This is a genomic window from Belnapia sp. (assembly GCF_059504005.1).
This window is the reverse complement of record NZ_JCACHU010000077.1, coordinates 53,494-68,433: the sequence shown is the minus strand read 5'-3', so window position 1 is coordinate 68,433 and position 14,940 is coordinate 53,494. Positions and strand designations below refer to the sequence as shown.

Below are 14,940 nucleotides of genomic sequence, written 5' to 3'. Positions count from 1 at the left end.
GCGAGTGCGTCCGTGGCGCAACGCGCCCGGCGCCGCTCATGCCGCACCCGCGATTTCAGTGGACAGGGCAGCTCTCGATTTGTTGTTGTAATATATGCTTAGGAAGGGAAAATCCCTGTGTCGCTTGGCATTCTGAACCGCACCAAGGATGGCAACCCCTTGCCCGAGCCGGCGGCGAAGCCGCGCGAGGCCGATACGGGCATCCCCGTCTTCCGCCCCGCCGGCAACAAGCCGCCGAACGCCGCCGTCCACCCCGATGCCGCCACTCCCGCCCTGGTGCCGGAGCCGATCGACCTGCGCACCCTCGTCGTCGGCCGCGGCATCCGCCTGCAGGGCACCGTCGCCGATGCCGAGCGCCTGGTCGTCGAGGGCACGGTGGACGCGAAGATGGAGGCGACCGAGCTGATGGTCGCCGCCGGCGGCACCTTCCGCGGCGAGATCACCGTCGATGTCGCGCATGTCGCCGGCCGCTTCGAGGGCTCGATCACCGCGCGCAAGCGCCTCGTCATCCGCGAGACCGGCGTCGTCAGCGGCACGGCGCGCTGCCACCGCCTCTCGGTCGAGGAAGGCGGGCAGCTCACGGCGCAGATGGAGATGCTAGGCGAGGCGCCGGCCAAGCGCGCCTTCCATCCGGAGGCGGCGGTCCAGGCCGGCGACTGAGGCATCGCGGCCGGCTGTGCCCGGCCCAGGCCAGGCAAGGCGGGCACCCCCCGCCCTGCCCACCGCCACCGGGACGGCACGGCGCCGCCCGGTGCGTTCGAGCCTTCGGTCATCGCCCCGTTCAACCGCTGCGACGAGAGCCTCGGATGACCACCACCGGCAAGATGATGCATGTCGCCGCCTGGGGCGTGACGGTGCTGGCCAGCCTCTTCGTCCCCGCCGCCGGCTTCGTGCTGATGCGGCTGGATGGGCCGGAGGCCTTCCTCGCCCTGCCGCCACTGCACCTCTCCGTCATCATGGCCGCGCTCTTCCTGCCGCCCTGCCTCCTGATGCTGATCTTCACCTGGCTAACGCAGCGGATCGAGCTCGGCACGCTGACCGAGAGCCTGCTGCGCCAGACCACCATCTTCTGCAACCAGCGCGCCCTCTCCGAGACGCTGGTGGAGGAGGTGCGGGCGCAGTCGGCGCTGCTGCAGGAGCAGCTTCGCACCGCCGCTGCCGACCGGGTGACGGAGCGGCGGACGACGCAGCTGCTGTTCCAGGAGACGCGGCTGCTGCGCCTCACCGCCGAGTGGAGCCTCGTCGTCAGCGAGCTGGGCGGCATCCTCGTCGCCATGTGGCGGCTGATCCATGGCTGGACGGAGCCGGGGGCGGAGGCGCGCTACTCCTCGCTGCCGCCGCCGGAGGAGCTGCCGCTGCACATCCTCCGCATCCTGCCGGTGACGCCGAAGGAGATGGCGAAGTACGACATCGACGAGCGCTTCATCCGCCAGGCGGCGCGCTACCGCGCGGTGTTCCAGGCCTTCCTCGAGCAGGTGCCGGAGAGCGGGCGGCTGTCGCGCACCGCCTTCCGCCAGCTGGTCTACGGCCAGCTCGATGCGCGGCTCGCGCTGCTGCCGCGGCCGAACCATGGCGAGATCATCGAGCCGGAGACGCTGGCCGCCGAGCCCTATCCGGAGCAGGACAGCCTGATCGACCAAGCTTAGCCCTGCGCGCCGGACTGCACGAGGATGGCGTTCTGCAGGTTGCGCACCCAGGTGTTGTAGTTCCGGTGGATGGTGGCGCCGGTGTAGTCGAGATTGGTGCTGCTGACGTAGCGGATGCTGAAGCGGCGCGCGTCGTAGGGGATGTCGACCACGGCCTGGTGGCTGCGGATGTTCAGCGTGCCGCGCATCAGCCCCGGCCCCTGGTCCTGCATCACCCAGCCGAGCCCGGCGCCGGCCCGCCTGATCTCGGCGGCGCGCTGCGCCAGCGTCCCGCGGCCGACGAACTCGCCGCTGCCCTCCTGCAGCGGCGCCGGGCGCGCGCAGGCGGCGAGGGCGAGGATGGCGCCGAAGGCGACCAGGCGACGTTGGATCATGGGTGAGGGCCTCCCGTGTGTCCTACCGTTGCAGGATCTTAGCGCAGCCGCGGCGGCCTTGCCACCGGGCGGGGCGCGCCATATCCCACTGGAATCCCATTGGGACCACCCGACGGAGTTGTCGAGCCGATGTCCGCCTTGCTGCGCGCCCTTCTCGTGCTTTGCCTGGTCGGCGCGGCCGCCTGCCAGAGCCGCCAGCCGGCGACGCGGGCCGGCGAGGCGGTCGACCGCGCCGGCACCCGCACCGGCCAGGCGCTCGGCCGTGCGGCGAACTCCACCGGCAATGCGCTGGAGCGCGCCGGCACCTGGATGCAGCGGCGCACGGAGTGAGCCTCACCCGCCGACTCTGCCTGCTCGGGCTGCTCGGCGCCGCCGGCTGCACGCCGGTGGTGATGCCGGCCGGCCGGCCGGCGGGCGACCCGGCCTTCGGCAACAAGGCCTTCGTCACCGCCGACGGCGCGCGCCTGCCCTACGTCTCCTGGATGCCGGAGGGGCGGCCGCGCGCCATCCTCCTCGCCCTGCACGGCTTCGGCGACTATTCCTTCAACTTCTTCGACATCCCGGCGCCGCTCTTCGCCCAGCAGGGCGTCGGCGTCTTCGCCTATGACCAGCGCGGATTCGGCGCGGCGCCACATCGCGGCTACTGGCCGGGGACGGCGACGCTGATTGCCGATGCCGCCGCCGTTGCCCGGCTGCTGGCGCTGCGCTACCCGGGCGTGCCGGTCTTCCTCGCCGGCGAGAGCATGGGCGCGGCCGTCGCCCTGGTGACGTTGACGGCGGAGGACCCGCCGCCGGTCACGGGGCTCATCCTGCTGGCGCCCGGCGTGCGCGGCCGGGCCTCGATGGGCGAGTTCGCCTGGAAGACGCTCGAGATCGCGGCGCATGCGATTCCGGCCGTCGGCTTCAGCGGCTCCGCCCCCGGCTTCTCGCCGACCGACAACGAGGAGGCGATGCGCCGCTGGGGGCGGGACCCGCTGACGCTCCGCACCTTCCGCGTCGACCTCGTCTACGGCCTGGTCGACCTCATGGACCGGGCGCTGGAGGCGGCGCCGCGCCTCCGCGCGCCGACGCTGCTGCTCTATGGCGGCGAGGACCGCATCGTGCCGCAGGGCCCGGTGCGGCGGCTGCTCGGCGCCTTCGGCCCGGCGGCGCCGGTCCGCCTCGGCTTCTACCCGAAGGGCCACCACCTGCTGCTGCGCGACCAGGAGCGGGCGGTGGTCGCCCGCGACATCCTCGCCTGGATGGAGGAGCCGGCCGAGCCCCTGCCCTCCGGCGCGGAGGCCGCGGGCCGGGACTGGCTGGCGAGAACCGGCTGACTACTCTGCCAGGGCGAGGGCCGGCGGCGGGCCCTCCTCCGCCATCTTCGGCCCGAGCCCAACGCGGTGCAGGGCCGAGAGGGTGTGGTAGACCACCTTGAAGCTCAGGATCGGCACCGCCGCGCGCCAGGAGCCGCGCAGGTTGCCGGCCAGCATGTTGATGATGCCGTCGCGCATCCAGAGCGCGTTCTTCGGCGCCATGAAGAGCGAGCGCATCACCGGGTCGTTCACCCGGTAGATCAGCCAGGAGATGCGGTCCATCGCCCGCCCTAGCTCGCGGTTGGTGCGCTCCGCCAGGCGCTGGCCGCGCACCGGGTCGTCGAGCCAGCAATGCGCCGCCTTGGCGCCGAGCTCGCCCGCGGTCATCGCCATCAGCACGCCGGTCGAGAACATCGGGTCAACGAAGCCGTAGGCGTCGCCGATCATCAGGTAGCCCTGGCCGTTCCCCTGCCGCGCCCGGTAGCTGTAGTTGGCGGTGGCATAGATCTCGGAGGCGATCTCGGCATTGCGCATCCGCGCCGCGACCGTCGGGCTGGAGGCGATGCGCTGGAGGAAGAGGTCCTGCGCGCTGCCCTGCCGCCCCTTCCAGGCCGACTGGTTGCCAACGAAGCCGACGCTCATCACGTTGCCGGGCAGCGGGATCAGCCAGAACCAGCCATCCTCGGCGAGGTGGATGCTGATATAGCCGTCGAGCTCGCCCTCGCGCCGCTCCACGTTGCGGAAATGCGCGTAGCAGGCGGCGGTGTTGTTGTACTTGTTGCTGGTCTTCACCTTCAGCCGGCCGGCGAGGAAGGTGTCGCGGCCGGAGGCGTCCAGCAGGTAGCGCGGGCGGAAGGTGAGCGTCTCGCCCTCCGGCCCCTCCGCCGTCACCGTCGCCCGCTCGCCGGCCGCGGCGAATTGGATGTCGGTGACGCGGGTGCGCTCCATCGTCTCGGCCCCGAGCCGCCCGGCATTGGCGAAGAGCAGCCGGTCGAACTCCGACCGCCGCACCTGCCAGGCATGGGTCCGCTCGCGGTCGAGCGCCTGGGCGAAGGGGAAGGCGCAGCTCCGCCCCGTGCGGTCGGAGACGAATTCGGCGCCGGGCTTGTGCACGCCGATGCCGCGCACCGCCTCCAGCACGCCGAGCCGCTCAAGGATGTCGAGGTTCCGCGGCAGCAGGCTCTCGCCGATATGGAAGCGCGGGTGGCTCTCCTTCTCGACCAGCACCACCTGCCGGCCCTGCTGGGCGAGGAGGGCGGCCGCGGTGGAGCCGGCGGGGCCGCCGCCGATCACGAGGACATCGGGCTCGATTGTGTCGTGCATGGGCGCGAGAATTCCCAAGCCGGGCCCGCATCGTCAAGCGGGCTCGTGATCACGCTCTACGCGGCCGCGACCCTCAGCGCCCCGGCGAGCTGCCGGGCGAGCGCCACCCATCGGCCCTCCTGCGCCGCCGCCTCGGGCGCTTCCCGCGCCGCCCGGGCGACCGCCTCGGGCAGCAGCCGCACCAAGGCGGCGAGCATCCGGCGGTCGCGCTCCTGCGGCAGGCGGTCGAACAGGTCGCCGGCAAGATCGGCCTCCCGCACCAGCCAATAGGGGCCCCAGCCATCCGCCTCCGTCCCCGGCCAGGCGGAGAAGAGGCTCGGCCAGCCCTCGCGGTTGCGGAATTCCAGCACCGGCCCCTCGCCCCGCTGCGCCAGCTTGACGCGCAGGATGGGCCAGCTCCACGGCCCGTCGCTGACCTGCTCCAGCCAGAGGTCGAGGTGGCGGTAGCCGCCATCCGGGGTGACGAAATACTCCTGCAGGCGGATCAGCGCCGCATGCGGCCCGGCCGCCATCGGCGAGGGGGCGGCCAAGGGGACGGCTGGGGCGGCGGCCTGCCAGGCCACCGGCGCGGGCGCGGCCCGCACCGGCTCCGCCGGCGGCGGGGCGGGGAGCGGCCTCGCCGGATCCGGCCGCGGCGCGGCGGCGAGGGTGCGGAAGCCGAGCAGCTCCGACCATTCCACCCGCAGCGGCTGGTCCGGCGGCGAGCCGGCATGGCGCAGCACCAGCACCACCGCCGCCTGGCGCGGCCCGTCGGGCGGCAGGGCCAGGGGCAGCAGCAGCGGCCCGCCCTCCGGCGGCGCCGTCCGCCAGCCGCTCCAGCGGGCCTCCGCCGCGTCCAGCACCAGGTCGCCCTCGAGCGCCCGCGCGCCCCCCTCCGGCTGCAACCAGAGCGCCGCCTCGAGCAGGCCGGGATCGCCGCGGGCGACCGCGACCTCCGCCTGCAGCAGGTCGAGCCCATTGACCGGCACCGTCGGCAGGGCGATGGCCAGCCGCCGGCCGGCGCCGAAGCTCGCCTGCAGCCGCGGCGCCTCGCTGCCGAGCGCCACCCACTCCACCTGCCCGGCCGGGAAGCGCGCCGCCTCCCACAGCTGGGCCGGCAGCCGCATCGGCACGCCGGGCCAGCCGAGATCGAGCCCGACCGCCTCGGCATCCCAGTGCGGCGGCACGGTGAAGCGCCGGCCGAAGGGCGCGGTCCAGAGCCGCAGCGCGAGGCCGCGCTCCGGCGCCGGCCCGCCCCGCACCGCCAGCGCCCGCTCCGGCGCCGTCACCCCGGCCTCGAGCGAGAGGGCAAGGCCGTCGCCGGCCTCCAGCTCGGCTGCGATGTCGAGGCAGGCGGTTTCCCGCACCGGGCCGATGGGCGTCGGCAGGTCGAGCACCAGCCAGCCGGGCAGCAGCGCCTCGCCCGGCACCAGCCAGGCGCCGTGAACCCGGCCGCTCTCCGCCCCGTAAAGCCGCAGCCGGAGCAGCCCGGCCGGGCCGACATGCGCCTCCCGCAGATGCAGCGCGAGGCTCGCCACGCCTTCCAGCCGGAGGCCGAGCACCTGGGCCGCCGCCAGCCGCCCCGCCTCGGCCGCCGCCTCGGCGCCCGGCTCGGGCTCCAGCGCTAGCACCTGGCTGAGCGGGGCCGGCGCAGCCTGGCGGCTGCCATGCCGGACCAGGGATACGAAGGCCTCGCGGCTCTCCTCCGCCTCCTGCCGGGCCGCGGCGAGGGCGCGGTGCAACACGGCGATGGCCGCGGCCTGACGGCCAAGGGCGGCCAGCGCCAGGCGGGCGAGCGCCGGGAAGGCCGCCCCGGCCTCCGCCGCCTCGATCACCGGCGGCAGCTCCGCCCCGGCGGCGGACCACAAGGCGAGCAGGGGCGCCGCGGCTGCGGCATCCGGCGCCAGCAGGGCGAGCACATGGGCCGGCGGCACCGGCACCGGCTCTGTCGCCCGCTCCGCCGCCGCGCCCGGGCGATGCAGGCAAAGGCTGCCGCCGCGCATCGCCACCTGCCAGGCGGAGAGGCCCGGCAGGGCGAGGGCGGCGAAGTCGACCCCCTCCAGCGCCAGCAGCAGCGGGCTGCCGTCATGCAGGTCGGCGAGGTCGGCCGGGGCGATCAGCAGGGTCATCGGGGCAGTCCTGGCGCCGGCACCAGCCGGTCGAGATGGTCAAGGAAGTCCCGCATGCGCTCCGGCCAGCCGCCCCCGGCCTGTCGGGCGGCGGCCGCGGCGGCGATGCCGGCCAGCAGCGCCCGGTCGGCGGAGAGCTGCGCGAGGCTCTCGACGAAGCCGGCGACGATCGCCTCCTCCCCCTGCCGGTGCGGGACGAGGAAGCCGTCCTCCCCATGCCGGATCGCCTCGGGCACCGCGCCGACATCGGTGGCGATCACGGCGCAGCCCATGCGCTGCGCCTCCAGCACCACCAGCGGCACGCCCTCGAAGCGGGAGGGCAGGACCAGCACGTCGGCCCAGGCATAGAGCGCGTCCAGCGCCTCCGGCTCGAGGACCGGCGGCTCGACCGCGACGCCCAGTTCCGGCTGCGCGGCATCCTCCAGCACCGCCCGCCCGGCCACGCGCCAGCGCAGGCCGAGCGGCGCGCTGCGGCCGATGATGGCGGCCAGCCGGTCGAGCCCCTTCTGCCAGTCCAGCCGGCCGAGGAAGAGCACCTGGAGCGGCCGCCGCGGCTGCCTCTGCCGGGCGGCCAGCGCCGCCGCGACGCGCGCGGGCCGCGCCGCATAGCCCGGCGCATTCTCGACCAGGTGGATCTTCCGCGGCGGGATGCCGGCGCCGATGCACCAGTCGCGCAGCTGGCGCGAGATCACCATGACGCCGTCATAGGCATGGTCGTAGGCGGCCTGGACATGCGGCGTGCCGCGCGGCTCGCCATGCGGCCCGTGCTCGATGAGGTGCAGCCCGCCGAAGACGCGGAGGCCGAGCCGTCGCAGCGGCGCCATCAGCGCCTGCCCGGCCAGCGAATGGACGTTGACCAGCACGTCGAGCCCGGCCAGCACGCCGAGCACGTCCCGCGCCGCCTCCGACCCGCCGAAATGCGAGACCCCGGCGCCGAAATAGCCGCCCTCCCAGGACACGGCCGTCTCGCCCAGCCCGTCGAGCAGCATCACCGTGTCGAAGGCGCCGGCGAACTCCGCGCCCCGGTCGATCCGCCTCTGGCCGAGCACGACCAGATGCGTCCGCCAGCCGCGCCGGCGCAGCACCGCGGCCTGGTTGAGGATCACCTTCTCCAGCCCGGCGAAGGCGAAGAGCGGCAGCAGGAAGCCGATGTCGCGCGCCCCCGGCCGCGGCAGGCGCGGCAGGAGGCGGCCGATGCCGATGACGGCCCCGGCATCGGCGGCAATGCGGCCGCGCGGCGGGCGGTACTCGCGCTTCCAGCCGGCGGGCATGGCGCTCCGCCGTCGGCGCAGGCGGCCGAGCGCCGCCGCCTCCAGCAGCAGCAGCCGCAGCGGCAGGGGGCTGGCGAGCGCACCCGGCGCCGGCAGGTGCAGCCGCAGCAACGCGCTGGCGGGCTGCGGCGACGGCCCCTGCAGGCTCTCGATCCAGGCCGGGGAGAGGTCGCCGGCCGCCTCCCACAGCATCCGGCTGCGGGCGAAGACCAGCGGCGCCTGGGCCAGGTGCCCGGCGGCGGTGCCGGGGCGCTCCAGCGCCAGCATCGGCTGGCCGGCCGCGACGATCTCGAGGGCCACGACATGCGCCTCGCGCAGCAGCCGCTCGGCCCACCAGAAGACCATGTGCAGCACGCCGGCGCGGCCGAGCAGCTCGAGCACCGGCGCCTCGGTGAAGCAGAGGACCTCCGGGTGGTGGCAGGCGCTCGGCTGCTCCATCGCCGCGAGCAGCCGCTCGCGGGCCTGGCTCGGCGGGAGGCCGAGTCCCCCCTCCGCCGGGTCGAGGACGAGGCGGACCTGCCCCTCATCCGGCAGGTGCAGGGCGAAGCGCGGGGCCTCCGCCGCCTCCATCGCCAGCAACCGCCTCGGCGCGAGGAGGCGCGCATGCTTCCGCTGCATCTGGCCGAGCAGCAGCGGCCGCAGCCGCTCGGAGGAGGAGAGCATGCTCTCCGGCCGGCGCCGGTAGCGGAAGCCGGCATGCGGCAGGTGCCGGCCGCGCCAGCCGCGGGCGGCGGCGGAGAGCCAGAAATCCCAGTCCTCGAAGCCCTCCCGCATGGTCTCGTCGAAGCGAAGGCCGCTCTCGGCCAGCTCCCGCCGGACGACGCTGCCGGCTTCGCAGTAATTGCAGGTCAGCAGCTGCAGCAGCGAGAAGTCACCGCCGGTGGTCCAGTGGTCCTGCCCGCCGAACTCGTCGATGTCCGGGTAGACCCAGCCGACCTCCGCCGGCGCCGCTGCCAGCGCCGCCAGCGCCCGGGCCAGGTAGTGCGGATGCAGCCGGTTGTCGGCATCGAGGAAATGCAGCGCGCGGCAGCTGGGAAAGGCGGCGAGGGCGAAGTCGATGCCGGTGTTGCGCGCGGCGGACAGCCCGCCATTCGCCCGGCGCAGCAGGAAGACCCGGCCGGGATGCAGCCTGGCGAAGGCGAGGGCGGTCTCCGCCGTCTCCGGATGGGGGCAGCCATCGTCGACGACGATGGCGGCGGCGGGCGGCCCGCCCTGCTGGTCGAGGACGGAGAGGATGGCTTCCGGCAGCAGGCCCGGCTGGCCATGGGCGGGGATGATGACCGCGACCTCGACGGCGGCGGTCCAGCTTGTCCCGGCAGGCCCCGGGAGGGTCCGCGCCTTCGGCGTCGTCTGCATCGGTCAGCGTCCGTCCGGATGGGCCCGGGCCGGCCCCGATGGCGCCGCAGCCGGACCGAGGCCGCGAAGCAGCGCAAAATACTGGCCGACCATCCTTGGCCTGTCAAAATCACCGGCCTTCTTCCCGGCGAGGTCGAGCAGGGGCGCCATATCCGCAGGCTTCGCTATCGCAACGGAAACCCGGTCGGTCAGGTCCAGTACCGATTGCGTCGCAACGACCAGGGCCAGCGAGCGGGCAGCGTCGCCCCAGCATTCGAGCGCGGCGGCGGTGGCGACGATGGGGCAGCGCCGCGCCGCCGCCTCCAGCGCGATCAGCGGGCAGCCCTCGAGCCGCGAGGGCAGCACCAGCGCGTCCGCCGCCAGCAGCCAGTCCCCTACGTCGTCGACCGCGCCCGGCAGGCGCAGCGGCCCCCCCTCCCGCGCTGCCGGATGGGCGGCGAGCAGGGGCGCCAAGGGCCCTGCGCCGAGCGCGGCCAGCGTGGCGCCCAGCTCCTCCCCCAGCCGCCCGGCCAGCGCCGGCAGCAGGTCGGCGCCCTTCTTCTCCTCCAGTCGCCCGGCGAAGAGCACCAGCGGCGCCCCCGGCCCGAGGCCGAGCGCTGCCCGCCGCGCGAGGCGCTGCGCCGCGCGCCGGGCCGGGTCCTCGGGCGGCACCGCGACGCCGTTCGGCACCACGGCGACCTGCCCGGGCGCGAGGCCGAACAGCGCCGCCACGCGCCCGGCGACCGGGGCGGAGACCGCGGCCCAGGCCAGCGGCGCGGCGAGCGCCGGGCGCAGCAGGGCGGCCGGCACAGGCTCCGGCTCATGCGGGGCGAGATGGGCGATGGCGAGGCCGGGCAGATGCGCCTCCGCCAGGGCGCGTTGCAGGCCGAGGCCATGGCTCGGCCAGGGCAGCGGCAGCAGGGCCGCCTCCGGCACATGGCGGGCGATCAGCGCCGCCGCGGCCCCGGCCTGGCGGGCGGCATTGGCCTCCATCCCCTCCGCCTCGCGCCAGCCGACCGGCGCCGCCACGGGGGCAAGCGGGCGGAAGAGCGCGGCCAGGCCCGGCAGCAGGGCGGGTTCGGCGGCGACGGTCACCTCGACGCCGGCCTCGGCGAGCGCCAGGGCGAGGCTCGCCGTATGCCGCTCCGCCCCGCCGATGGCGGCCGAGGGCAGCGGCACCAGCAGGCGCCGCAGCCGGCGGACGGCCATCATGCCGGGCGCAGCACCAGCAGCTGCGCGGCGCCATGCGCCCGCTCGGCCAGCAGGGCGAAGCCGGGCGGCGGCGCGGCGGCGCCGGCGGCATACTCGGCGCAGATGATGGCGTCCGGCGCGATCCAGCCGGCGGCGGCCAGCGCCGCGAGCGCCGCCTCCATCAGCCCCTCGGCATAGGGCGGGTCGAGGAAGAGGAGGCCGCAGGGCGAGGGCGCGCGCGGCGGCCGGGTCGCATCGGCGGCGAGGACGGTGCAGCGCGCCTCCTCCCGGCAGGCGGCGATGTTGGCGCGCAGCGCGGCCAGCGCCCCCCGGTCGGTCTCGAGGAAGCTGGCCCGCGCCGCGCCGCGGGAGAGCGCTTCCAGCCCGAGCGCCCCGGTGCCGGCGAAGGCGTCGAGCACCGCGGCGCCCTCCACCCGTTCCCGCCCCGCCCAGGGGGCGTGCCAGAGCAGGTCGAACAGCGCCTGGCGCACCCTGTCGGCAGTCGGGCGCGTCGCCATGCCGGCCGGAGCCTGGAGGCGCCGCCCACGGTGCCGCCCGGCGATGAGCCTCACCCTTCCGCGGCCCTCGGCGCGGCCCGCCGGCGCGGCGCTTGCTCCTCCGTCAGGCCGAGCTGCTCGCGCATCACCTTGGCATTCACCTCCTCCACCGCCCCGGCCGGCAGGGCGCCGAGCTGGAAGGGCCCGTAGGAGACGCGGATCAGCCGGTTCACGGTGAGGCCGAGATATTCCATCACCCGCCGGATCTCGCGGTTGCGCCCCTCCTGCAGGGCGACGGTCAGCCAGGCATTGGCGCCCTTGCGGCTGTCGAGCCCGGCCTCGATCGGCGCGTAGCGCACGCCGTCGACGACGATGCCGCGGCCGAGCGAGGCCAGCACCCCCTCGTCCACGTCGCCGTTCACCCTGACGCGGTATCGGCGGATCCAGCCGTTCGAGGGCAGCTCCAGCCGCCGCGCCAGCGCGCCGTCATTGGTCAGCAGCAGCAGCCCCTCGGAGGTGAGGTCGAGGCGGCCGACCGAGATCAGCCGCGGCAGGCCGGGCGGCAGCGCGTCGAAGACGGTCTTGCGGCCCTTCTCGTCGCGGTGCGTCGTCACCAGCCCCTCGGGCTTGTGGTAGCGGAAGAGGCGGGTGCGCTGGGCATTGGCGACGGGGCGGTTGTCGACCATCACCGCCTGGCCGGGCTGGACGAAGGTGGCCGGCTTGCCGACCACCTTGCCGTCCAGCTTCACCCGGCCCTCGGCGATCATCCGCTCCGCATCGCGGCGGCTGGCGACGCCGGCGCGGGCCAGCCACTTGGCGATGCGCTCGCCGCGTTCGCCGTCCTCCTCCTCCGCCTCGCTCACCGGCGGCAGGCCGCGACGAAGGCGGCGAAGATCAGCGGGTCGGCCGGGTCGACGGCATATTCCGGATGCCATTGCACGCCGAGGGCAAAGCGGTGGCCGGGATGCTCGACGCCCTCCACCACCCCGTCCGGCGCCACGGCATTCACCCGCGCACCGGCACCCGGCGTGGCGACGGCCTGGTGGTGCGCGCTGTTCACCGCCATGCGCGGCTTGCCGATGATGCGGGCGAGCAGCGTATCCTCCGCGATGGCGACCTCATGCCCCGGCTCGTTGCGCGGGTTGGGCTGCTCATGCTCGATCTCGGTCCTGATGCTGTCCGGGATGTGCTGGATCAGCGTGCCGCCCAGCGCCACCGCCAGCAGCTGCTCGCCGCCGCAGATGCCGAGCACGGGCATGTCGCGCTTCAGCGCCCCGCGCGTCACGGCGAGCTCGAAATCCGTGCGCCCCGCCTTCAGGGTGACGGTCGGGTGGGTGCTGCCCTCGCCATAGAGCGATGGGTCCACGTCGAAGGCGCCGCCGGTGACGAGCAACCCGTCGATGCGGTCGAGATAGGCCTCCGCCAGCTCCGCATGGTGCGGCAGGGCGATCGGCAGCGCGCCGGCCTCGGCGAGGGCCGAGAAGTAGTTCTTGCGGAGCGCATACCAGGGCAGCTTGGAGTAGCCGCCGGGCTCCTCCGCATCCAGGGTGACGCCGATGATGGGACGGGTGGGCATGGCGCTCTGCTAGACCTCCTGCATGGGGCGGGGCAAGCTCGCGCCATGCCCTCCCCGATCGAAATCGCTCTCGACGAGGCCCGCGCCGCCGCCGCGCGGGGCGAGGTGCCGGTGGGCGCGGTGGTGACGGACGCCGCCGGGGGCGTGCTGGCCCGGGCGGCCAACGAGGTGGAGGCGCGGCACGACCCCTCGGCCCATGCCGAGCTGCTGGCGCTGCGCGCGGCGGCGGCGGTGCGACGCGACAAGTTCCTCGCCGACTGCACGCTGACGGTGACGCTGGAGCCCTGCCCGATGTGCGCCCAGGCCATCGGCTTCTTCCGCATCCGCCGCCTGGTCTTCGGCGCCTATGACCCGAAGGGCGGCGGCGTCGAGCATGGCGCGCGGATCTATGCCGCACCGTCCTGCCATCACGCGCCGGAGGTGGTGGGAGGCCTGCGCGAGGCGGAATGCGGCGCCGTGCTGCGCAGCTTCTTCGCGGCGCGGCGGTGAGTCAGGCCTTGGCGGCGGGGGAAGGGGCCTCCGGCTGCGGCTCGGCCTCCGAGACCTCGGCCTGCGGGGCGTCGGTGCCGGCCGAGGCCGTGGATACCGCGGCCGCACTGGCAAGCCCGGCCGAGAGGAGGATTCGCCGCAGGAAGTCTCCCCAGGGATCGGTGCGCTTCTCCATGCGCCTCATCTCCCCGCCGGGCCGGTGCAGCGCGCAGCCTGTCTGCGTGGCATCTCTGGTCTCCTGCATCCGGGGGGAGGATGCCTGGTGGTTGTGTCATGATAACGGCAAAGTAGAAACCAAGTGTATCCCGAAGCTTGACCAGCGCAGTTCAGGCCGTCACGAAGCGGTGATGTTTCATTACCGGATATTTCTGGAGGGGAAGAAAAGATGATCCGTCGCCGCGCGCTGCTCGCCGCGCCCCTGCTTGCGCCCGGCGCGCTCCGCGCGCAGGAGGCGCCCTGGCCGGCGAAGCCCGTGCGCATCCTCCTCGCCTATCCGCCGGGCGGCAGCACCGATGTGCTGGCCCGCGCCCTGGCCGAGGCGCTGGCCGCCGCCATCCCCGGCAGCAGCTTCGTCGTCGAGAACCGGCCGGGCGGCGCCGCCGTGGTCGGCACCCAGGCGGCGGCGGTGGCGGCGCCGGACGGCTACACCCTCAGCCTCGGCAACAACCAGACCCATGCGGCGAATGCGGCGATGGTGCGGGACCTGCCTTACAGGCCCGTGGAGGACTTCGCCCCCATCGGTCGGCTGGCCGAGGTGCACCACGCCCTCGTCGTGCCCGCCGCCTCGCCCGCGCGCACGCTCGCCGAGCTGGCCGCGCGCGGCAAGGCGGGGCCGCTCACCTACGCCTCCTCCGGCGTCGGCTCGGCGAGCCATGTGATCGCGGAGAGCTTCGTCCGCCGTGCGGGGCTCGAGGCGACGCACATCCCCTATCGCGGCGGCGCCCAGGCGACCACGGACACCATCGCGGGCGTCGTCGACTTCTTCGTCTCGACCTGGCCGCAGGTGATGACCCTGGTGAGGGAGGGGCGGCTGCGGGCTCTCGGCATCGGCGCCCCGGCGCGGCTGCCCGACTTCCCCGACGTGCCGAGCTTCGCCGAGGCGGGCGCGCCCAGCATGGCCGTCGATGCCTGGTTCGGCCTCTGGGCCCCGGCGCGCACGCCCGCGCCGATCATCGACCGGCTCTCGGAGGCCCTGCCCCGCATCCTCGCCGAGCCGGCCATGGCGGCGCGGCTGGCGACCCTCGGCTTCGCCCCGGCGCCGCTGCGCGCGGCGGAATTCGCGGCCTTCCAGAAGGCGGAGGTCGAGCGCTGGCAGGCGCTGGTGGAACTGACCGGGATCCGGCTGGAGGGCGGCTAGGCCTTCTTCTCCCAGCCCCGCGCGCCCTGCTGCCAGTAGGAGAGCGCATGCCCCGCCGCCTTGGCCGCGCTCCAGCGGCGGCGGGCGGCGGCGACGGCCGCCTCGTCGGCGCCGTCGAAGAGGTCGAGCACGCGGTCGTACTCCGCGACCCGCGCGCTCTCCGCCCCGTCCACCAGCACGAGGAAGCGGGCGCCGTTCGGCGCCGGCGCATCCTCCGCCGTCAGCCAGATCGGCTGCATGGCGGCATGGCCGCTCTTCGCCGTGCCATGCGGCAGCCAGTCGGGATCCGTCGATTTCCACAGCGCGTCGTCGAGCGCCGCCACCCGCTCCTCGCTGCCGCAGAGCACCAGCGCCCGCCCGCCGGTGCCGAGCACGCGGCCGAGCAGCTTCGGCAGCGCCATCTCGAGCGGCAGGCGCGTCAGGTGGTAGAAGGCGACCTCCGCCATGCTCAATCCTCCATCGGCCGATTCAGACCTCC

At 74.8% G+C, this 14,940-nt stretch carries 16 protein-coding genes; 6 read left to right on the top strand and 10 right to left on the bottom strand.

Features of this window, described 5'->3' with window-relative positions; translation table 11 throughout:
• Positions 1-117 precede the first annotated feature (117 nt).
• Together AC5JJ1_RS11550 and AC5JJ1_RS11545 are read left to right on the top strand one after the other, a co-directional pair.
• Positions 118-660: a bactofilin family protein gene (locus tag AC5JJ1_RS11550; protein WP_495785272.1), complete on the top strand. Its 543-nt coding sequence runs from the start codon at positions 118-120 to the stop codon at positions 658-660.
• Between the two features lie 146 nt (positions 661-806).
• On the top strand, positions 807-1,646 hold the full coding sequence (locus AC5JJ1_RS11545) for a hypothetical protein (protein WP_495785271.1): 840 nt from the start codon (positions 807-809) through the stop codon (positions 1,644-1,646).
• Here AC5JJ1_RS11545 and AC5JJ1_RS11540 read toward each other — a convergent pair.
• A complete protein-coding gene (locus AC5JJ1_RS11540; RefSeq protein WP_495785270.1) occupies positions 1,643-2,020 on the bottom strand; it encodes a hypothetical protein in 378 nt (125 codons plus the stop codon). The genes AC5JJ1_RS11545 and AC5JJ1_RS11540 overlap by 4 nt on opposite strands.
• Before the next feature lie 129 nt (positions 2,021-2,149).
• On the opposite strand from AC5JJ1_RS11540, the gene AC5JJ1_RS11535 reads away from it, so the two are divergent.
• Complete coding sequence (locus AC5JJ1_RS11535; protein ID WP_495785269.1) at positions 2,150-2,350, top strand: hypothetical protein; 201 nt, start codon at positions 2,150-2,152, stop codon at positions 2,348-2,350.
• Positions 2,347-3,336 (top strand): alpha/beta fold hydrolase, encoded by a 990-nt coding sequence (locus AC5JJ1_RS11530; RefSeq protein ID WP_495785268.1) that lies wholly within the window; start codon positions 2,347-2,349, stop codon positions 3,334-3,336. Before AC5JJ1_RS11535 ends, AC5JJ1_RS11530 begins: the two co-directional genes overlap by 4 nt.
• Here AC5JJ1_RS11530 and AC5JJ1_RS11525 read toward each other — a convergent pair whose 3' ends face one another.
• The 7 genes from AC5JJ1_RS11525 to AC5JJ1_RS11495 are packed head-to-tail and all read right to left on the bottom strand — an operon-like array spanning position 3,337 to position 12,616.
• The gene (locus AC5JJ1_RS11525) at positions 3,337-4,638 is read right to left on the bottom strand and encodes an NAD(P)/FAD-dependent oxidoreductase (RefSeq protein WP_495785267.1); all 1,302 of its coding nucleotides are present in this window, start codon (positions 4,636-4,638) and stop codon (positions 3,337-3,339) included.
• Positions 4,639-4,694: 56 nt separating this feature from the next.
• A complete protein-coding gene (locus AC5JJ1_RS11520) occupies positions 4,695-6,746 on the bottom strand; it encodes a DUF6212 domain-containing protein (RefSeq protein ID WP_495785266.1) in 2,052 nt (683 codons plus the stop codon).
• Positions 6,743-9,373 (bottom strand): glycosyltransferase, encoded by a 2,631-nt coding sequence (locus AC5JJ1_RS11515; RefSeq protein WP_495785265.1) that lies wholly within the window; start codon positions 9,371-9,373, stop codon positions 6,743-6,745. The genes AC5JJ1_RS11520 and AC5JJ1_RS11515 overlap by 4 nt, the downstream gene beginning before the upstream one ends.
• 3 nt (positions 9,374-9,376) lie before the next feature.
• On the bottom strand, positions 9,377-10,564 hold the full coding sequence (locus AC5JJ1_RS11510; RefSeq protein ID WP_495785264.1) for a glycosyltransferase family 4 protein: 1,188 nt from the start codon (positions 10,562-10,564) through the stop codon (positions 9,377-9,379).
• Entirely contained in the window at positions 10,561-11,115 is a 555-nt protein-coding gene (gene rsmD, locus AC5JJ1_RS11505) for a 16S rRNA (guanine(966)-N(2))-methyltransferase RsmD (protein WP_495785263.1), read from the bottom strand. The genes AC5JJ1_RS11510 and rsmD overlap by 4 nt, the downstream gene beginning before the upstream one ends.
• The gene (locus tag AC5JJ1_RS11500; RefSeq protein ID WP_495785262.1) at positions 11,112-11,903 is read right to left on the bottom strand and encodes a pseudouridine synthase; all 792 of its coding nucleotides are present in this window, start codon (positions 11,901-11,903) and stop codon (positions 11,112-11,114) included. Before AC5JJ1_RS11500 ends, rsmD begins: the two co-directional genes overlap by 4 nt.
• Positions 11,900-12,616, bottom strand: a complete 717-nt coding sequence (locus tag AC5JJ1_RS11495) for a gamma-glutamyl-gamma-aminobutyrate hydrolase family protein (RefSeq protein WP_495785261.1) — start codon at positions 12,614-12,616, stop codon at positions 11,900-11,902. Before AC5JJ1_RS11495 ends, AC5JJ1_RS11500 begins: the two co-directional genes overlap by 4 nt.
• Positions 12,617-12,661: 45 nt before the next feature.
• Here AC5JJ1_RS11495 and AC5JJ1_RS11490 point away from each other — a divergent pair, with 45 nt between their 5' ends.
• On the top strand, positions 12,662-13,105 hold the full coding sequence (locus AC5JJ1_RS11490) for a nucleoside deaminase (RefSeq protein ID WP_495785260.1): 444 nt from the start codon (positions 12,662-12,664) through the stop codon (positions 13,103-13,105).
• A gap of 1 nt (position 13,106) precedes the next feature.
• On the opposite strand, the gene AC5JJ1_RS11485 is transcribed toward AC5JJ1_RS11490, so the two are convergent.
• Positions 13,107-13,280, bottom strand: a complete 174-nt coding sequence (locus AC5JJ1_RS11485) for a hypothetical protein (RefSeq protein WP_495785259.1) — start codon at positions 13,278-13,280, stop codon at positions 13,107-13,109.
• Positions 13,281-13,490: 210 nt separating this feature from the next.
• Here AC5JJ1_RS11485 and AC5JJ1_RS11480 point away from each other — a divergent pair, with 210 nt between their 5' ends.
• Positions 13,491-14,462: a Bug family tripartite tricarboxylate transporter substrate binding protein gene (locus tag AC5JJ1_RS11480; RefSeq protein WP_495785258.1), complete on the top strand. Its 972-nt coding sequence runs from the start codon at positions 13,491-13,493 to the stop codon at positions 14,460-14,462.
• Here the strand turns inward: AC5JJ1_RS11480 and AC5JJ1_RS11475 are convergent.
• Positions 14,459-14,908, bottom strand: a complete 450-nt coding sequence (locus AC5JJ1_RS11475) for a DNA polymerase III subunit chi (RefSeq protein WP_495785257.1) — start codon at positions 14,906-14,908, stop codon at positions 14,459-14,461. The genes AC5JJ1_RS11480 and AC5JJ1_RS11475 overlap by 4 nt on opposite strands.
• Between the last annotated feature and the right edge of the window lie 32 nt (positions 14,909-14,940).